Origin of the sequence: Citrobacter sp. TBCS-15 (genome assembly GCF_005280815.1) — a bacterium.
Taxonomy (GTDB): Bacteria; Pseudomonadota; Gammaproteobacteria; order Enterobacterales; family Enterobacteriaceae; genus Citrobacter; species Citrobacter werkmanii.
Map to the genome: position 1 here is coordinate 1 of NZ_SZWK01000120.1, position 18,342 is coordinate 18,342.

Sequence of the window (18,342 nt, forward strand, 5' to 3'; positions counted from 1 at the left end):
CCCAAGATCGTCCACCTCTGTACGTCCCGTCACGCTGAATCCCATCTTCTTATAGAATCCAACCGCTTGCTCATTCTGTTCATTAACGTTAGTTGTTAACGTGGAACTCATTGATAAAGCATGTTCAATCAGCAGCTTACCAACGCCACTACCACGCACATCCGGATCGACAAACAGGGCATCTATATGCTGATCGGTCAGGAGCATAAAGGCGACTGGCTCATCCTGCCCTGTTACTGCAACCCATAGAGGGGCTTCTGGTAAAAATGAACGTACCAGCTCCTCCAGCTCAATTCGATAATCCGCAGAGAGGAAATGGTGCGTGGCATCTACTGAGCGACACCAAATAGAAACTAACTTGTCTCCTTCGTCCTGGCGCGAACGACGAATGGTAATGGTCATAGCATTCTCCTTTTTTCTTTACTGCACTATTCTACAGCAAGGAGCCGTGAAACTTTCTCAACTTGAGGATGCAGGCTCGACATTCGCATGATTCCTGGGTATCTTCAGCTGTCTGGATGTCTAAACGTTTAAACGTATGTAGTGAGGTTATCAGGTTATGCCAATTCGCGTGCAGGACGAGCTACCCGCCGTCAATTTCTTGCGTGAGGAAAACGTCTTTGTCATGACGACCTCCCGCGCTTCCGGTCAGGAAATTCGTCCACTGAAGGTGCTCATCCTTAACCTGATGCCGAAGAAGATTGAAACGGAAAACCAGTTCCTGCGTTTATTGTCTAACTCACCGCTACAGGTAGATGTTCAGCTATTGCGCATCGATGCCCGCGAGTCACGCAACACCCCAACGGAGCATCTGAATAACTTTTACTGTAATTTCGAGGATATCTGCGATCAGAACTTTGATGGACTGATTGTTACAGGGGCACCGCTGGGTCTGGTTGAGTTTAATGACGTGGCTTACTGGCCGCAGATTAAGCAAGTGCTTGAATGGGCAAAAGATCACGTTACCTCGACGCTGTTTGTCTGTTGGGCGGTGCAAGCCGCATTGAATATCCTTTATGGCATTCCCAAACAAACCCGCACGGACAAACTCTCCGGCGTGTATGAGCATCATATTCTGCATCCTCATGCGTTGCTGACGCGCGGATTTGATGACGCGTTTTTGGCCCCTCATTCGCGCTATGCCGATTTCCCTGCAGCACTTATCCGCGACTATACCGATCTCGAGATTTTTGCCGAAACGGAAGAGGGCGATGCCTATCTGTTCGCCAGTAAAGATAAACGCATTGCCTTTGTGACGGGTCATCCGGAATATGACGCGCACACGCTTGGTAGCGAATATTTTCGTGACGTTGAAGCGGGCTTATCCCCGGAAGTACCCTATAACTACTTCCCGAAAGATGACCCGCAAAACAAACCGCGGGCAACCTGGCGTAGCCATGGCAATCTGTTGTTTACCAACTGGCTCAACTATTACGTCTACCAGATCACGCCATATGATCTGCGTCACATGAATCCAACGCTGGATTAATCTTCTGTAGCAGACGATCCTTAAGCGTTTCAGCATGTTGAATCAGGCACCTTCGGGTGCCTTTTTTATTTCCGAAACGCACCTCAATGTGTAATGAAATTTTATTTATATTGTTATCAATAGGTTAATTGATAATTAAATTAAAAATGGAAATTGTTTTTGATTTTGAGATTTAAATGAGTAGTCTTAGTTGTGCTGAACGAAAACCGCACAACGATCCTTCGTTCGCATTGGGGATGTGTTTGGATCACTGACGAGGAACTACGCAATGAATCAACAGGCAACGACAACCGATGAACTGGTCTTTACCAGGCCGCGCGGCGAACAAGAACAGCAAATTCTGACCGGAGAAGCGGTGGAGTTTCTGACTGAACTGGTGACAAGATTTACGCCTAAGCGGAATAAGCTTCTGGCTGCGCGGATCCAGCAGCAGCAGGATATTGATAACGGTAAGTTGCCTGATTTTATTTCGGAAACAGCTTCCATTCGCGAGGGCGACTGGAAAATTCGCGGTATTCCTGATGATTTACTGGATCGCCGCGTAGAGATTACCGGCCCGGTTGAGCGCAAGATGGTCATCAACGCGCTGAACGCGAACGTCAAAGTCTTTATGGCTGACTTTGAAGATTCGCTGGCCCCTGAGTGGAGCAAAGTTATCGACGGGCAGATCAACCTGCGCGATGCGGTCAATGGCACCATTAGTTACACCAACGAAGCGGGTAAAATTTATCAACTCAAACCCAATCCAGCTTTATTGGTGTGTCGTGTGCGCGGTCTGCATCTGCCGGAAAAACACGTCACCTGGCGTGGCGAATCCATCCCGGGCAGCCTGTTCGATTTTGCACTCTACTTCTTCCACAACTATAAAGCGTTGCTGGCAAAAGGCAGTGGCCCGTATTTCTATCTGCCAAAAACGCAGGCCTGGCAAGAAGCTGCCTGGTGGAGTGAGGTGTTCAGCTATGCAGAGGACCGCTTTAATCTGCCGCGCGGCACTATCAAAGCGACCCTGCTGATTGAAACGTTGCCCGCTGTTTTCCAGATGGACGAAATTCTGCACGCGTTGCGTGACCATATTGTGGGCCTGAACTGTGGCCGCTGGGATTACATTTTCAGCTATATCAAAACCCTGAAGAACCACCCGGATCGCGTGCTGCCGGACCGTCAGGTAGTGACGATGGATAAGCCATTCCTCAGCGCCTACTCGCGTCTGTTGATTAAAACCTGTCACAAACGCGGCGCGTTTGCGATGGGCGGCATGGCTGCGTTCATTCCCAGTAAAGATGCCGAGCGTAACAACCAGGTTCTGACCAAGGTAAAAGCGGATAAAGCGCTGGAAGCGAATAACGGTCATGATGGTACATGGATTGCCCATCCGGGCCTGGCAGATACCGCAATGACGGTATTCAACGACGTGCTCGGAGAAAACAAAAATCAGCTGTTTGTGACGCGTGAAGAAGATGCGCCAATTACCGCTGAACAGCTGCTGGCGCCTTGTGACGGTGAGCGTACCGAAGAGGGTATGCGCGCCAACATCCGTGTCGCGGTGCAGTACATCGAGGCGTGGATCTCCGGTAACGGCTGCGTACCGATTTACGGTCTGATGGAAGATGCGGCCACCGCCGAAATCTCCCGCACCTCCATCTGGCAGTGGATCCACCACCAGAAGACGCTCAGCAACGGCAAGCCGGTGACCAAACCGCTGTTCCGCCAGATGCTGGCCGAAGAGATGTTGGTGATTCAGGACGAACTGGGCGAGCACCGCTACAGCAGCGGGCGTTTTGACGATGCCGCGCGCCTGATGGAGCAAATCACGACCTCTGATGAACTGATCGATTTCTTGACCCTGCCAGGTTACCGCCTGCTGGCTTAACTCACCACATAACAATATGGAGCATCTGCACATGAAAACCCGTACTCAACAAATCGAAGAATTACAGAAAGAGTGGACTCAACCGCGCTGGGAAGGCATCACCCGTCCGTATAGCGCGGAGGATGTGGTGAAATTACGTGGCTCGGTCAACCCGGAATGCACGCTGGCGCAGCTTGGCGCGGCGAAAATGTGGCGTCTGCTGCACGGTGAGTCGAAGAAAGGGTATATCAACAGCCTCGGCGCGCTGACCGGCGGCCAGGCGCTGCAACAAGCGAAAGCCGGTATTGAAGCGGTCTACCTTTCTGGCTGGCAGGTAGCGGCAGATGCTAACCTGGCCTCCAGCATGTATCCGGATCAATCGCTGTATCCGGCGAACTCCGTCCCGGCAGTGGTGGATCGGATCAACAATACTTTCCGTCGTGCGGATCAGATCCAATGGTCAAGTGGTATTGAGCCGAACGATCCGCGCTACGTGGATTACTTCCTGCCGATCGTTGCTGATGCGGAAGCGGGCTTTGGCGGGGTTCTGAACGCGTTTGAACTGATGAAATCGATGATTGAGGCTGGTGCAGCAGCCGTTCACTTCGAAGATCAGCTCGCATCAGTGAAAAAATGCGGTCACATGGGCGGTAAGGTGCTGGTGCCGACTCAGGAAGCTATCCAGAAACTGGTGGCTGCCCGTCTGGCAGCCGACGTAATGGGCGTGCCGACGCTGGTGATTGCGCGTACCGATGCTGACGCAGCTGATTTGATTACCTCTGACTGCGATGCCTACGACAGCGAGTTCATTACTGGCGAACGTACCTGCGAAGGCTTCTTCCGTACACATGCTGGTATTGAGCAGGCGATCAGCCGCGGTCTGGCCTACGCGCCGTATGCGGATCTGGTGTGGTGTGAAACTTCCACACCAGACCTCGAACTGGCGAAGCGCTTTGCCGATGCCATTCATGCGAAATTCCCAGGTAAACTGCTGGCCTACAACTGTTCGCCGTCGTTTAACTGGCAGAAAAATCTGGATGATAAAACCATTGCCAGCTTCCAGCAGCAGTTGTCGGACATGGGCTATAAATACCAGTTCATTACCCTGGCGGGTATTCACAGCATGTGGTTCAACATGTTCGACCTCGCGCACTCCTATGCGCAGGGTGAAGGCATGCGCCACTATGTTGAGAAGGTTCAGCAGCCAGAATTTGCGGCGGCAAAAGACGGTTACACCTTCGTGTCCCACCAGCAGGAAGTGGGTACCGGGTACTTCGATAAAGTTACCACCATCATTCAGGGCGGCGCCTCTTCCGTTACCGCGTTAACGGGTTCCACCGAAGAATCGCAGTTCTGATCAATGCCCGGTGGCGCTGCGCTTGCCGGGCCTACGAAGGGATGTAGGCCGGAAAAGCGCATGCGCCATCCGGCATGACGTTGTGCCGGATGGGAGAAATCGATGACGCGTGGCCTGGAATTACTGATTGCTCAGACTATCTTGCAAGGTTTCGACGCCCAGTACGGGCGTTTTCTGGAAGTCACCTCCGGCGCGCAGCAGCGTTTTGAACATGCCGACTGGCATGAGGTTCAGCAGGCGATGAAAAGCCGTATTCACCTTTACGATCACCATGTGGGTCTGGTGGTGGAACAGCTGCGCTGCATTACTGACGGCAAAAGTACCGACGCGGATTTTTTGCTCCGCGTGAAAGATCATTACACCCGGCTCTTGCCGGATTATCCGCGCTTCGAGATTGCGGAGAGCTTCTTTAACTCCGTTTACTGCCGGTTATTTGACCACCGCTCGCTGACTCCCGAGCGGCTGTTTATTTTTAGCTCTCAGCCAGAGCGCCGTTTTCGCACGATCCCCCGCCCGCTGGCGAAAGACTTTTTTCCTGATACCGGCTGGGAGTGGCTGCTCACCCGCGTCCTCAGCGATCTGCCTCTGCGTCTACCGTGGCAGAATAAACATCGTGATATCCACTACATCATCGAACACCTGACCGAAACGCTGGGTGCGGATGTGTTGCCGCGCTGTCATTTACAGGTGGCGAACGAACTGTTTTATCGCAATAAGGCCGCCTGGCTGGTCGGTAAGCTGATTACCCCTTCCGGGACGCTGCCGTTTTTATTGCCAATCCACCGGACTGACGAAGGCGAACTGTTTGTCGATACCTGTCTGACCACGACGGCGGAAGCGAGCATTGTGTTTGGCTTTGCCCGTTCCTATTTTATGGTTTATGCCCCGCTGCCCGCGGCGTTAGTGGAGTGGCTGCGCGAGATCCTGCCCGGTAAAACCACCGCTGAATTGTATATGGCGATTGGCTGTCAGAAACATGCGAAGACTGAAAGCTACCGCGAGTATCTGCTCTATCTCGCTGATTGCGATGAGCAATTTATCGAAGCGCCGGGGATCCGCGGCATGGTGATGCTGGTGTTTACCCTACCGGGCTTCGACCGGGTGTTTAAAATCATCAAAGACAAATTTGCGCCGCAAAAGGAGATGTCCGCCGCGCACGTCCGCGCCTGCTACCAGCTGGTGAAAGAGCACGACCGCGTCGGGCGCATGGCCGATACCCAGGAGTTTGAAAACTTTGTACTGGATAAACGGCAAATCGACCCGGCGCTGATGGCCCTGCTGCTACAGGAAGCGCCGGAAAAAATTACCGATCTCGGCGATCAGATTGTTATTCGCCATCTGTATATCGAACGGCGCATGGTGCCGCTGAATATCTGGCTGGAGCAGGTCGAAGGCCAGCAGCTGCGCGACGCGATAGAAGAGTACGGCAACGCCATTCGTCAGCTGGCCGCCGCCAATATTTTCCCGGGAGATATGCTGTTTAAGAACTTTGGCGTTACCCGCCACGGGCGCGTGGTGTTCTACGACTACGATGAAATTTGCTATATGACGGAGGTGAATTTCCGCCATATCCCACCGCCGCGCTACCCAGAGGATGAGATGAGCGCTGAACCGTGGTACAGCGTGTCGCCGGGGGATGTCTTCCCGGAAGAGTTTCGTCACTGGCTATGTGCCGACCCGCGCATCGGGCCGCTGTTTGAGGAGATGCACGCCGACCTGTTCAGCGCCGACTACTGGCGAGGGCTGCAAACGCGGATCCGTGAAGGGCACGTGGAAGATGTTTACGCTTACCGTCGTCGGCAGCGGTTTAGCGTACGTTATGAAACCGACCGTCGGCCAGATAAGGCCTTTGCGCCGCCATCCGACAATGTACGCCGCGCCTGATGGCGCTGCGCTTATCATGTTAACAAATCAGTCCCAACCCTTGCTTATCTAAACCCGCCGTACGCCAGCGTGACTTCTTTCGCTGCTTTGATCGCCATTGCGCCAAACTCGGTCACGCGGTCATCGGTAATACGTGAAATTGGCCCGGAAATGGAGATGGCGGCGAACGGCTCACGGTGTTCATCATAAATGCACGACGCCACGCAGCGCAGGCCCAGCGCGTGTTCTTCATCATCAAAGGAATAGCCGCGCTTACGCGTCTGCGCCAAATCCTCTTTCAGATGGACCGGCGACACCAGCGTGGCATGGGTATACGCGTGCAGCCCTTTGCGGTGCAGCAGGCCGGTAACCTGTTCTTCACTCAATTGAGATAAAAATGCCTTGCCCGCGCCGGAGGCGTGCATCGGCAGCTTGCCGCCGATAGGCGCAGACATGCGCATCAACTGGGTGCACTGCACCTGGTCGATAATAATGGCCTGATGGTCGCTTTGATCCAGTACGGCGAGGTTTACCGTCTCACCCGAATCTTCCATTAGTTTGCGCAGAATAGGGTGCACAATCGCCAGCAGATTGCGGCTTTGCAAAAAGCTGCTGCCGACAATAAACGCATGCGCGCCCACGGCCCAGTGGCCTAATTCGCCCACCTGGCGGACAAAACCCTGCTGCTGCATGGTGGTCAGCAGACGATGAGTCGTGGAGTTGGGCAGACCGGCCTGCTGCGCCAGCTCGGTTAGCGCCACGCTGCCGTTGGATTCCGCAATCCACTCCAGTAGCTTCAGACCCCGGGTCAAAGACTGAACCTGCCCGGTTGCAGGCGTAGTGGCAGCGGCGGGTTTTCTACCGCGTTTAGCGGGGACAGGGGCAACCATGGCGGACTCCTTTTCTGTATCGTGGAAATCATTTTCGTTTTATTCGATTATAATGCAAGAATTCCTGTACTGATCGGATGAGTGAAGCTGAACATGTCTCATGTTGGCCGTTGTTCTCTTTTCCGCCTCTCAGGTTTGTGCCAGTATGACCTGTTGAGTTTTTTTCGGTCTGGTTGAGCGTTGTCGGGAGCGAGTGTGAGCAGCAAAGTAGAACAATTACGTCAGCAGTTAAATGAACGTATTCTGGTGCTGGACGGCGGGATGGGCACCATGATCCAGGGATATCGTCTGAGCGAAGAGGATTTCCGCGGCGAGCGCTTCGCCGACTGGCCCTGCGACCTGAAGGGCAACAACGACCTGCTGGTGCTCAGCAAGCCGGAGGTGATTGCCGCGATCCATAACGCCTACTTTGAGGCGGGCGCGGATATCATCGAAACCAACACCTTTAACTCCACGACTATCGCCATGGCGGATTACCAGATGGAATCCCTGTCGGCGGAAATCAACTTTGCGGCAGCTAAACTGGCGCGCGCTTGCGCAGATGAGTGGACGGCACGCACGCCGGAAAAACCGCGCTATGTCGCGGGCGTGCTTGGTCCAACCAACCGTACGGCCTCTATCTCACCCGACGTCAACGACCCGGCATACCGCAACATTACCTTTGACCAACTGGTGGCTGCCTACCGCGAATCCACCAAAGCGCTGGTGGAAGGCGGCAGCGACCTGATTCTGATTGAAACCGTCTTCGATACCCTCAATGCTAAAGCCGCTATTTTCGCGGTAAAAACCGAGTTCGAAGCGCTGGGCGTCGAGCTGCCGATTATGCTTTCCGGTACCATTACCGACGCCTCCGGGCGTACGCTTTCCGGCCAGACCACCGAAGCGTTCTATAACTCATTGCGTCACGCCGATGCGCTGACCTTCGGTCTGAACTGCGCCTTAGGCCCGGACGAGCTGCGCCAGTACGTGCAGGAGCTGTCACGCATTGCCGAATGCTACGTCACCGCGCACCCGAACGCCGGGCTGCCGAACGCCTTCGGCGAGTACGACCTCGACGCCGACACCATGGCGACACAGATTCGCGAATGGGCCGAGGCTGGTTTCCTCAATGTGGTTGGCGGTTGTTGCGGCACCACGCCGGAACATATCGCCGCGATGAGCCGGGCGGTAGAAGGTTTACCGCCGCGCAAGTTGCCAGAAATCCCGGTGGCCTGCCGACTGTCCGGCCTTGAACCGCTGAACATTGGCGACGATAGCCTGTTTGTTAACGTCGGCGAACGTACTAACGTCACCGGCTCAGCGAAATTTAAGCGTCTGATCAAAGAAGAGAAATACAGCGAAGCGCTGGACGTCGCCCGCCAGCAGGTGGAAAGCGGCGCGCAGATTATCGACATCAACATGGATGAGGGGATGCTCGACGCCGAAGCGGCGATGGTGCGCTTCCTCAACCTGATTGCTGGCGAGCCGGACATTGCCCGCGTGCCGATTATGATCGACTCCTCCAAATGGGAAGTCATCGAAAAAGGGCTGAAGTGCATTCAGGGTAAAGGCATCGTTAACTCCATCTCGATGAAAGAGGGGGTGGAGACCTTTATCCATCACGCGAAGCTGCTGCGTCGCTACGGTGCTGCGGTGGTGGTGATGGCTTTTGACGAGCAGGGCCAGGCCGATACCCGCGCGCGTAAAATCGAGATTTGCCGCCGGGCGTACAAAATTCTCACCGAAGAGGTGGGTTTTCCGCCGGAAGACATCATCTTCGACCCGAATATTTTCGCCGTCGCCACCGGTATTGAAGAGCACAACAACTACGCGCAGGACTTTATCGGCGCCTGTGAGGACATCAAACGCGAGCTGCCGCACGCGCTGATTTCCGGCGGCGTGTCTAACGTTTCCTTCTCGTTCCGCGGCAACGACCCGGTACGTGAAGCTATCCACGCGGTATTCCTCTACTATGCGATTCGCAACGGGATGGACATGGGCATCGTCAACGCCGGACAGCTGGCGATTTATGACGATCTCCCGACTGAACTGCGCGACGCGGTTGAAGATGTGATCCTCAACCGACGTGAAGATGGTACCGAGCGTCTGCTGGAGCTGGCGGAGAAATATCGCGGCAGTAAAACCGACGACACCGCGAATGCCCAGATGGCGGAGTGGCGTAGTTGGGACGTGAAAAAGCGCCTTGAATACTCGCTGGTGAAAGGCATTACCGAATTTATCGAGCTCGACACAGAAGAAGCGCGCCAGCAGGCCGAACGCCCGATTGAGGTGATCGAAGGGCCGCTGATGGACGGCATGAACGTGGTCGGCGACTTGTTCGGCGAGGGCAAAATGTTCCTGCCGCAGGTGGTGAAATCCGCCCGCGTGATGAAGCAGGCAGTGGCTTACCTCGAACCGTATATCGAAGCCAGTAAAGAGAAAGGCTCCAGCAACGGCAAGATGGTCATCGCCACCGTGAAGGGCGACGTTCACGACATTGGCAAGAACATCGTCGGCGTGGTGCTGCAATGCAACAACTACGAAATCGTCGATCTTGGCGTGATGGTGCCCGCGGAGAAAATCCTCAGAACGGCGCGTGAAGTGAATGCCGATCTGATTGGCCTTTCCGGGCTTATCACCCCGTCGCTGGACGAAATGGTCAACGTGGCGAAAGAGATGGAGCGTCAGGGCTTCACCATCCCATTGCTGATTGGCGGCGCGACCACCTCAAAAGCGCACACCGCGGTGAAAATTGAGCAGAACTACAGCGGCCCGACGGTTTATGTGCAGAACGCCTCGCGGACCGTCGGCGTAGTCGCCGCGCTGCTCTCCGACACCCAGCGCGATGACTTTGTCGCCCGTACCCGTAAAGAGTATGAAACCGTGCGCATCCAGCATGCGCGTAAGAAACCTCGTACGCCGCCGGTAACGTTACAGGCCGCACGTGATAACGATCTTGCCTTCGACTGGGAAAGCTACACGCCGCCGGTCGCGCATCGTTTAGGCGTGCAGGAAGTCGAGGCCAGCATCGAAACGCTGCGCAATTACATCGACTGGACGCCGTTCTTTATGACCTGGTCGCTGGCCGGGAAGTATCCGCGCATCCTCGAAGATGAAGTGGTGGGCGAAGAGGCGAAGCGCCTGTTCAAAGACGCCAACGACATGCTGGATAAACTCAGCGCTGAGAAGACCCTGAACCCGCGCGGCGTGGTGGGGTTGTTCCCGGCTAACCGCGTGGGTGACGATATCGAGATTTACCGTGACGAGACGCGTACGCACGTTATCAGCGTGAGTCATCACCTGCGCCAGCAGACGGAAAAAGTCGGCTTCGCCAACTACTGCCTCTCTGACTTTGTCGCGCCGAAACTGAGCGGCAAAGCGGATTACATCGGTGCTTTCGCGGTGACCGGCGGTCTGGAGGAGGATGCGCTGGCAGACGCCTTCGAAGCGCAGCATGACGACTACAACAAGATCATGGTGAAAGCCATCGCTGACCGTCTGGCGGAAGCGTTCGCGGAATATCTGCATGAGCGCGTGCGTAAAGTCTACTGGGGTTATGCGGCGAACGAGAACCTCAGTAACGAAGAGCTGATCCGCGAAAACTACCAGGGCATTCGTCCGGCACCGGGCTACCCGGCGTGCCCGGAACATACCGAAAAGGCCACCATCTGGGAGCTGCTGGACGTCGAAGCACATACCGGGATGAAGCTCACCGAATCCTTCGCCATGTGGCCTGGCGCCTCGGTTTCCGGCTGGTATTTCAGCCATCCTGACAGCAAGTATTACGCCGTGGCGCAAATTCAGCGCGATCAGGTTGAAGATTACGCCTTCCGTAAAGGCATGAGCGTGGCGGAAGTTGAACGTTGGTTAGCGCCAAACCTCGGCTACGACGCTGACTGATTCACAAAACTGTCATCTTTCTTTACAACAAACAGGGCACTCAATGAGTGCCCTGTCTCTTTCTTACGTTTAAACCCTTATACTGAAAGAACGTTCATCGGCACTGCTTGCCGGATGGCTCATTTTTGTAGGCCTGATAAGCGTAGCGTCCTCAGGCGGTATGTCATTGCGATGAACTTCAGGAACATATAACGATAAGGAGAACCTGATTCCGTGCTAACTCTGTTACACCTGCTTTCTGCTGTCTCTATGCTGGTTTGGGGCACACATATTGTGCGTACCGGCGTGATGCGCGTCTTTGGCGCCCGTTTGCGTACCGTACTCAGCCGTAGCGTTGAAAAGAAGCCGCTCGCCTTTTGTGCGGGTATCGGCGTGACGGCGCTGGTACAAAGCAGCAACGCCACCACCATGCTGGTGACCTCATTTGTCGCCCAGGATCTCGTGGCGCTTACCCCGGCGCTGGTCATTGTGCTGGGCGCCGACGTGGGGACCGCGCTGATGGCGCGTATCCTGACCTTCGATCTCTCATGGCTATCGCCACTGCTGATTTTCATCGGCGTGATCTTTTTTCTCGGGCGTAAGCAGTCCCGCGTGGGGCAACTGGGGCGGGTTGGCATCGGGCTGGGGTTGATTTTACTGGCGCTGGAGCTGATTGTGCAGGCGGTCACGCCGATAACTCAGGCTAATGGCGTCCAGGTTATTTTCGCCTCGCTGACCGGCGATATTATGCTGGATGCGCTGATTGGCGCCATGTTCGCGGTTATCAGTTACTCCAGCCTGGCGGCGGTTTTGCTGACGGCAACCCTGACCGCTGCCAGCATTATCTCGTTTCCAGTCGCGTTGTGCCTGGTGATTGGCGCCAACCTTGGCTCCGGCCTGCTGGCGATGCTCAACAATAGCGCGGCTAACGCTGCTGCCCGTCGCGTGGCACTAGGCAGCTTGTTGTTTAAGCTGGTGGGGAGTCTGATTATCCTGCCGTTTGTTCATCCGTTGGCGAATCTTATGGATGAACTGCCGCTGCCGAAATCTGAGCTGGTCATTTATTTCCATGTTTTCTACAACCTGGTACGTTGTATAGCGATGGTGCCGTTCGCCGAACCGATGGCGCGTTTTTGTAAACGTATTATCCGTGATGAGCCGGAACTGGACGCCCACCTGAAGCCTAAGCATCTGGACATCAGCGCACTGGATACCCCAACCCTGGCCCTGGCCAATGCCGCCCGTGAAGCCCTGCGTATTGGCGATGCGATGGAGCAGATGATGGACGGGCTAAAGAAGGTGATGCACGGTGAACCGCGTGAAGAGAAAGAGTTGCGCAGGATGGCAGATGATATCAACGTGCTGTATACGGCGATTAAGCTCTATCTGGCGCGGATGCCAAAGGATGAACTGGCAGAAGAAGAGTCGCGCCGTTGGGCTGAGATTATCGAAATGTCGCTCAACCTTGAACAGGCTTCGGATATTGTTGAGCGTATGGGCAGCGAGATTGCCGACAAGTCGCTGGCAGCGCGTCGGGCATTCTCTGTCGAAGGGCTGAAAGAACTTGATGCACTGTACGATCAACTGCTCAGTAATCTGCAACTGGCGATGTCGGTATTCTTCTCTGGCGACGTGACCAGCGCCCGTCGTCTGCGCCGCAGCAAGCACCGTTTCCGCATCCTTAACCGTCGTTATTCACATGCGCACGTGGATCGTCTGCATCAGCAGAACGTGCAGAGCATTGAGACCAGTTCCCTGCACCTGGCGTTGCTGGGTGATATGCAGCGTCTGAACTCGCTATTTTGCTCTGTGGCTTACAGTGTGCTGGAACAGCCGGATGAAGACGACGAGCGCGAGTACTAACGAGGACAGGTGAAATGTTGCCCGGTGGCGCTGATGCTTACCGGGCCTACGGATAACCGTCAATGTTGTCGTCTACTTTGATGCCGGATAAGGCGAAGCCACCATCCGGCATCAGACAACAAACCAACTAAAAGCAGTGACCCGCCTCAACGGCAACCGCTTCTTCGCCCGCTTTAAAGATATAGGTGGTGTTTGGGCCGCCAAGCACGGATTGACCGTTGCTCACTTTGATCCAGTTCCCTTCCGGCAGACCAATCACCGTCAGTTCCGGTGCCACAACCAACAGCTCGCGAATACGCTGTTCACGCGTTTCGCCTTTATGGCCTTCCGGCAGCGCGTTGGTGAAGTGCGGGTTAATCTGCAGCGGGAAAAGACCCAGCGCATCAAAGCCTTTTGGATCGACAATCGGCATGTCGTTGGTGGTGCGGATGGTCTGGCAGGCAAGGTTGGAACCCGCGCTCCAGCCGATGTACAGCGCACCGCGTTTGACGACATCGACAATCGGCGCCAGCAGTCCGCGCTCGCGGCTCTCTTTCAGCAACTGGAAGGTGTTACCCCCGCCGACAATCACCAGTTCGGCGTTTTCAATGGCTGCAATCGGATCGGCAACGGTATGAATGCCAGTAACGTTAACGCCCATTGGCGCAAAGATGGCTGCCGTTTTCGCCGTGTACTCATCCCAGGTTTGCGTCACGCCGGCAAATGGAATAAACACCGCCGTGCGGCGACCGTTCAGTTGCTCTGCGATCAGCGGCAGCGCATGTTCCATCCAGCCTTTGCCCGGCAGCGTCGAGTTACTCAATAAAAGCAGTTCCATCATTTCTCCATGTAATCAGAAAATTACAAACCGCGGTAATGCTACCACTATCGATTTAACGCCTTCCTGATATGGCTCACGATGTTGGAAGGGAGGAGATAGAAGCTGAGACTATTTTTTAAGTGTCAATTATTTTTCTCCTCCCGAGAGCGCAGATGATTTCAAAATTAATATATATGATTTACCATATGTGTTCTCTAAAAGGAACGGAGAGGAAAATGCTACAACCTGTTCAGCTTTTCAAAATCCTGTCGGATGAAACACGGCTCGCCATTGTCATGCTTCTGCGGGAGTCCGGAGAACTGTGCGTGTGCGATATCTGTGCAGCTACCGCCCAATCACAGCCCAAAATATCACGCCATATGGCTATCCTTCGCGAGTCTGGGCTAGTTCTGGATCGTCGGGAAGGCAAATGGATTCACTATCGTCTGTCACCTCATATTCCTGCGTGGGCCGCTGAGACAATCACGATGTCCTGGCAGTGCCTTCGGAAGGATGTGCGAGAATGGTTGGCAAAGTCGGCCTGTACCTCCTGTTGAGGCAGAAAAACATATTCACATAATCATATATAACGGAGTTTGAAATGTTTTTGGCAGGGAGTATATTTTTACTGACGCTGGTACTGGTGATCTGGCAACCCAGAGGCCTGAGTATTGGCTGGAGCGCGAGTATCGGAGCTGCGTTGGCGCTGGGAACCGGAGTCATCCATATCGCTGATATTCCCGTTGTCTGGAATATCGTCTGGAACGCGACAGCGGCATTTATTGCGGTCATCATCATCAGCCTGCTGCTCGATGAGTCCGGCTTCTTTGAATGGGCCGCACTGCACGTCTCCCGCTGGGGTAACGGACGTGGCCGCCTTTTGTTTACGTGGATAGTCTTGCTTGGGGCCGCTGTTGCTGCGTTGTTTGCCAATGACGGCGCCGCACTGATCCTGACGCCGATTGTAATTGCGATGCTGCTCGCACTGGGATTCAGCCAGGGCACGACATTGGCCTTTGTCATGGCTGCAGGGTTTATTGCAGATACGGCCAGCCTGCCGCTCATTGTTTCTAACCTGGTGAACATCGTCTCGGCGGACTTTTTCGGTCTGGGCTTTACGCAGTATGCCTCCGTTATGATCCCCGTAGATGTGGCAGCGATTGCGGCCACGCTGGTCATGCTGCATCTCTTCTTCCGCAGGGACATTCCGGCGACGTATGACGTTTCTCTGCTGAAGACGCCCGCCAGTGTGATAAAGGATCCGGCAACGTTCAAGGCGGGCTGGATTGTCCTGTTATTGCTGCTTGTCGGTTTCTTTGTGCTGGAGCCTCTGGGGATCCCGGTCAGTGCGATAGCGGCTACTGGCGCAGCAGTACTGTTTATAGTGGCGAAAAGAGGTCATGCCATCAACACCGGAAAAGTCCTGCGCGGTGCGCCATGGCAGATCGTTATTTTTTCGCTGGGCATGTACCTGGTAGTCTATGGCCTGCGCAATGCAGGGCTCACGGAGTATCTGTCTGACGTGCTGAACCTGCTGGCAGAAAAGGGGTTATGGGCAGCAACGTTCGGCACCGGTTTCCTGACCGCGTTCCTGTCATCGGTGATGAATAATATGCCGACGGTACTGATTGGCGCGCTGTCGATTGACGGGAGTACGGCGACTGGCATCGTCAAAGAGGCAATGATTTATGCCAATGTGATTGGCTGCGATTTAGGTCCGAAAATCACTCCCATTGGCAGTCTGGCAACCCTGCTTTGGCTGCATGTGCTTGCCCAGAAAAATATAACGATTACCTGGGGATATTACTTCCGCACCGGCATTATCATGACTCTGCCCGTGCTGTTTGTCACTTTGGCCGCGCTGGCGTTACGGCTCTCCCTCACTTTGTAATGAGATACAGATATGAGCAACATTACCATCTATCACAACCCTGCCTGCGGCACTTCTCGTAACACGCTGGAGATGATCCGTAACAGCGGCAACGAACCGACGATAATTTATTATCTCGATACGCCACCGACCCGTGATGAGCTGATTAAACTTATTTCAGAAATGGGAATTACGGTGCGTGCATTACTGCGTAAGAATGTTGAGCCTTACGAACACCTGGGTCTTGATGAAGAGAAATTTAGTGATGAGCAGTTGATTGATTTCATGCTTCAACATCCGATCCTGATTAATCGGCCGGTAGTCGTTACGCCGCTCGGCACTCGTCTTTGTCGCCCTTCAGAAAGAGTGTTGGATATTCTGCCGGAAGGTCAGAAAGGAACGTTTACCAAAGAGGATGGCGAGAAGGTCATTGACGAAACGGGGAAGCGGGTTAAGTAATCGGCCCACTTCAAAATATTGGACGCCTGTTAACGTTATGCGGGCGTCCGACTCACCCAGTACGTCCGCTCTGTGCCATAAGCGGAAGTTAACTACGGATAAAATTCAGCGCCTCACACCCAGAGGCGCTGCATAACGGCAATAAGCTACACTTGTTCATTATTTCCAAAGCAGGAAAGCCTTCCGCTGCTTCAACGGTATGTGTTTGACATCGCGCAGTTGGGGCATTTTGATCAACAACGAGCATGGCCCGCTAACGATGAAATTGATACTTGTTCGACACGCAGAAACAGAGTGGAATTTGGAAGGAATTATTCAGGGGCACAGCGATAGCTCCTTGACCTGTCGGGGTTTGCGTGAAACATCCGTCCTACTAGCAGCGTTTAGTGCAAGTGAGTATCAAATAGAGCGTGTTTACGCTTCTCCGCTTGGACGTGCCTGGCAAATGGGGCAAAGCCTGGCTGAACACTTTCGCTGTTCATTGACGGCTGAACCGGCCCTTAAAGAGCAGGCCTTTGGTCAGTTTGAAGGTATGCCGTTAGAACTACTCAGACAAAAACATCCGAACGATGCAAATGCGTTATTCAGGCTTGATGCAGAGTATTGTCCACCTGGGGGGGAGTCACTGGCGCATGCTTCTCAGCGAGTTATGCGTTTTTTACAAAACCTGGAAGATACCTCATCACATCAACAAACAATATGTATTGTGTCTCACGGGCATGTCAGTCAGGGCACTCTGGCAATTCTTAAAGAAGGGACTGTCAATAGTTTCCCTCGCTATGCTCACCCCAATGCAAGTTATTCTGTTATCGACCTGATTAATGGAAAATGTATCGGCCTAAAGTGGGGGATTGCTACACATTTACGTCACCTGAATTAGTGGCTACCTTTCAATCATTGAAAACCCATCCTGCCAGAGTCATCATTATTTAAGCACAATGTCAGCTCCCCGCTCTAAACAGATCTTCAGAAAACGATACAGAATTCCGGCCACCAGACTTCAATCTCTTTCTGCTTCAGCTCTTTTCTAACCACGCGTTTAATCCAGGCTGCCAACGATCCATCGTCATCCTGCTTGGTGATGACACATGATGACAGGCATACCTGTGAAGAATATGGGTAACTGTGTGAGAGACCTGACCGCAAACAGGGCAGAACTTCGAGATGCGATTGATTTCCTGCTTAATGGCTATTTTAGAGCGCCCATCCTTGGCGCTCAGCTCCTGCTTCTTTACCCCGCCCGCGCAAATTCTGCCGCTTCGGCGATTAGCGCGTCATCCGGGCGTACGCCGGTATACAAGGCGAACTGCTCTACGGCCTGTAAGGCAATCACCTCTGCACCGCTGATGGTCTTTTTACCTAATTGTTGTGCCAGTTTGATTACCGGTGTTTCCGGCGGCAGGGCGACCACGTCAAACACCACGCTGGCGGCAGCGACCATCGCTTCGCTGTAGGCCAGTTCATCGCTCTCTTTACCGCCAGCCATACCGACGGGCGTCACGTTGACCAGAATATCGCAGGCAATCCCTTCCGGCTGAGGCTGCCACTGGAAACCGTACTGTTTTGCCAGCGCCGGGCCGCTCTCACGATTGCGGGCGGCGACGATCACATCGTGAAAACCGGCATCGCGAAACGCGGCGATAACCGCTTTACCCATTCCACCGCTGCCGCGAATTATGACGCGTGCGCTGCTATTGAGCTGGTGGCTGGCAATCAGGCTTTTTACCGCAATGTAGTCGGTGTTAAATCCTGCCAGCGTACCGTTGTCATTGACGATGGTGTTGACGGAATCAATGACTTTTGCGGAAGGATCGATGACATCCAGAAACGGCATGCAGCTCTCTTTAAACGGCATAGAAACCGCACAGCCGCGAATTTCGAGTGCGCGAACGCCTTTCACTGCGGCCTCAATATCCTGCGTAGTAAAGGCTTTATAGATAAAATTTAACCCTAATTTTTCATACAGATAGTTGTGAAAGCGCGTGCCAAAGTTACCGGGCCGACCGGCAAGCGACATGCACAACTGGGTGTCGCGGTTAATCATG

The 18,342-nt window shown here is 54.0% G+C and carries 14 protein-coding genes; 10 read left to right on the forward strand and 4 right to left on the reverse strand.

Features of this window, described 5'->3' with window-relative positions; genetic code table 11:
- Nucleotides 1-402: acetyltransferase (locus FDW96_RS11050; protein ID WP_137365702.1), on the reverse strand; the 402-nt coding region annotated here is incomplete at its 3' end.
- A gap of 157 nt (nt 403-559) precedes the next feature.
- Here FDW96_RS11050 and metA point away from each other — a divergent pair.
- The 4 genes from metA (at nt 560) to aceK (ending at nt 6,579) form a co-directional block, all read left to right on the forward strand.
- On the forward strand, nt 560-1,489 hold the full coding sequence (gene metA / locus FDW96_RS11055; protein ID WP_042313076.1) for a homoserine O-succinyltransferase: 930 nt from the start codon (nt 560-562) through the stop codon (nt 1,487-1,489).
- 268 nt (nt 1,490-1,757) lie between these two features.
- The gene (gene aceB / locus FDW96_RS11060) at nt 1,758-3,359 is read left to right on the forward strand and encodes a malate synthase A (protein ID WP_042313075.1); all 1,602 of its coding nucleotides are present in this window, start codon (nt 1,758-1,760) and stop codon (nt 3,357-3,359) included.
- Nucleotides 3,360-3,390: 31 nt separating this feature from the next.
- Entirely contained in the window at nt 3,391-4,695 is a 1,305-nt protein-coding gene (aceA, locus tag FDW96_RS11065) for an isocitrate lyase (protein WP_042313073.1), read from the forward strand.
- A 102-nt stretch (nt 4,696-4,797) separates the two neighbouring features.
- A complete protein-coding gene (gene aceK / locus FDW96_RS11070) occupies nt 4,798-6,579 on the forward strand; it encodes a bifunctional isocitrate dehydrogenase kinase/phosphatase (RefSeq protein WP_137365703.1) in 1,782 nt (593 codons plus the stop codon).
- Nucleotides 6,580-6,623: 44 nt separating this feature from the next.
- Here aceK and iclR read toward each other — a convergent pair whose 3' ends face one another.
- The gene (gene iclR, locus FDW96_RS11075) at nt 6,624-7,448 is read right to left on the reverse strand and encodes a glyoxylate bypass operon transcriptional repressor IclR (protein ID WP_038636184.1); all 825 of its coding nucleotides are present in this window, start codon (nt 7,446-7,448) and stop codon (nt 6,624-6,626) included.
- A gap of 195 nt (nt 7,449-7,643) precedes the next feature.
- Between iclR and metH the strand changes: the two genes are divergently transcribed.
- The gene (metH, locus tag FDW96_RS11080; protein ID WP_137361098.1) at nt 7,644-11,327 is read left to right on the forward strand and encodes a methionine synthase; all 3,684 of its coding nucleotides are present in this window, start codon (nt 7,644-7,646) and stop codon (nt 11,325-11,327) included.
- Between the two features lie 213 nt (nt 11,328-11,540).
- Entirely contained in the window at nt 11,541-13,169 is a 1,629-nt protein-coding gene (locus FDW96_RS11085) for a Na/Pi cotransporter family protein (RefSeq protein ID WP_038636190.1), read from the forward strand.
- Between the two features lie 127 nt (nt 13,170-13,296).
- Here FDW96_RS11085 and pepE read toward each other — a convergent pair whose 3' ends face one another.
- On the reverse strand, nt 13,297-13,986 hold the full coding sequence (gene pepE / locus FDW96_RS11090; RefSeq protein WP_032942056.1) for a dipeptidase PepE: 690 nt from the start codon (nt 13,984-13,986) through the stop codon (nt 13,297-13,299).
- Between the two features lie 218 nt (nt 13,987-14,204).
- Between pepE and FDW96_RS11095 the strand changes: the two genes are divergently transcribed.
- The 4 genes from FDW96_RS11095 to FDW96_RS11110 all read left to right on the forward strand — a co-directional run bounded on the left by FDW96_RS11095 (nt 14,205) and on the right by FDW96_RS11110 (nt 17,177).
- Nucleotides 14,205-14,525, forward strand: coding sequence for a transcriptional regulator (locus tag FDW96_RS11095; protein WP_061382710.1), 321 nt, complete (start codon nt 14,205-14,207; stop codon nt 14,523-14,525).
- A 44-nt stretch (nt 14,526-14,569) separates the two neighbouring features.
- Nucleotides 14,570-15,859, forward strand: coding sequence for an arsenic transporter (locus tag FDW96_RS11100; RefSeq protein WP_042313061.1), 1,290 nt, complete (start codon nt 14,570-14,572; stop codon nt 15,857-15,859).
- A gap of 12 nt (nt 15,860-15,871) precedes the next feature.
- On the forward strand, nt 15,872-16,297 hold the full coding sequence (gene arsC, locus FDW96_RS11105) for a glutaredoxin-dependent arsenate reductase (protein ID WP_042313059.1): 426 nt from the start codon (nt 15,872-15,874) through the stop codon (nt 16,295-16,297).
- 259 nt (nt 16,298-16,556) lie between these two features.
- Complete coding sequence (locus FDW96_RS11110) at nt 16,557-17,177, forward strand: histidine phosphatase family protein (protein ID WP_042313085.1); 621 nt, start codon at nt 16,557-16,559, stop codon at nt 17,175-17,177.
- A gap of 351 nt (nt 17,178-17,528) precedes the next feature.
- On the opposite strand, the gene FDW96_RS11120 is transcribed toward FDW96_RS11110, so the two are convergent.
- Nucleotides 17,529-18,341 carry a shikimate 5-dehydrogenase gene (locus FDW96_RS11120; RefSeq protein WP_042313056.1) on the reverse strand — a complete coding sequence of 271 codons (813 nt, stop codon included), beginning with the start codon at nt 18,339-18,341 and terminating at the stop codon, nt 17,529-17,531.
- Nucleotide 18,342 lies beyond the last annotated feature (1 nt).

Bases quoted from the DNA above. Each gene is read 5' to 3' on its own strand.
- metA (WP_042313076.1), top strand. From the start codon at position 560: ATGCCAATTCGCGTGCAGGACGAGCTACCCGCCGTCAATTTCTTGCGT.
- aceB (WP_042313075.1), top strand. From the start codon at position 1,758: ATGAATCAACAGGCAACGACAACCGATGAACTGGTCTTTACCAGGCCG.
- aceA (WP_042313073.1), top strand. From the start codon at position 3,391: ATGAAAACCCGTACTCAACAAATCGAAGAATTACAGAAAGAGTGGACT.
- aceK (WP_137365703.1), top strand. From the start codon at position 4,798: ATGACGCGTGGCCTGGAATTACTGATTGCTCAGACTATCTTGCAAGGT.
- iclR (WP_038636184.1), bottom strand. From the start codon at position 7,448: ATGGTTGCCCCTGTCCCCGCTAAACGCGGTAGAAAACCCGCCGCTGCC.
- pepE (WP_032942056.1), bottom strand. From the start codon at position 13,986: ATGGAACTGCTTTTATTGAGTAACTCGACGCTGCCGGGCAAAGGCTGG.
- FDW96_RS11095 (WP_061382710.1), top strand. From the start codon at position 14,205: ATGCTACAACCTGTTCAGCTTTTCAAAATCCTGTCGGATGAAACACGG.
- FDW96_RS11100 (WP_042313061.1), top strand. From the start codon at position 14,570: ATGTTTTTGGCAGGGAGTATATTTTTACTGACGCTGGTACTGGTGATC.
- arsC (WP_042313059.1), top strand. From the start codon at position 15,872: ATGAGCAACATTACCATCTATCACAACCCTGCCTGCGGCACTTCTCGT.
- FDW96_RS11110 (WP_042313085.1), top strand. From the start codon at position 16,557: ATGAAATTGATACTTGTTCGACACGCAGAAACAGAGTGGAATTTGGAA.
- FDW96_RS11120 (WP_042313056.1), bottom strand. From the start codon at position 18,341: ATGATTAACCGCGACACCCAGTTGTGCATGTCGCTTGCCGGTCGGCCC.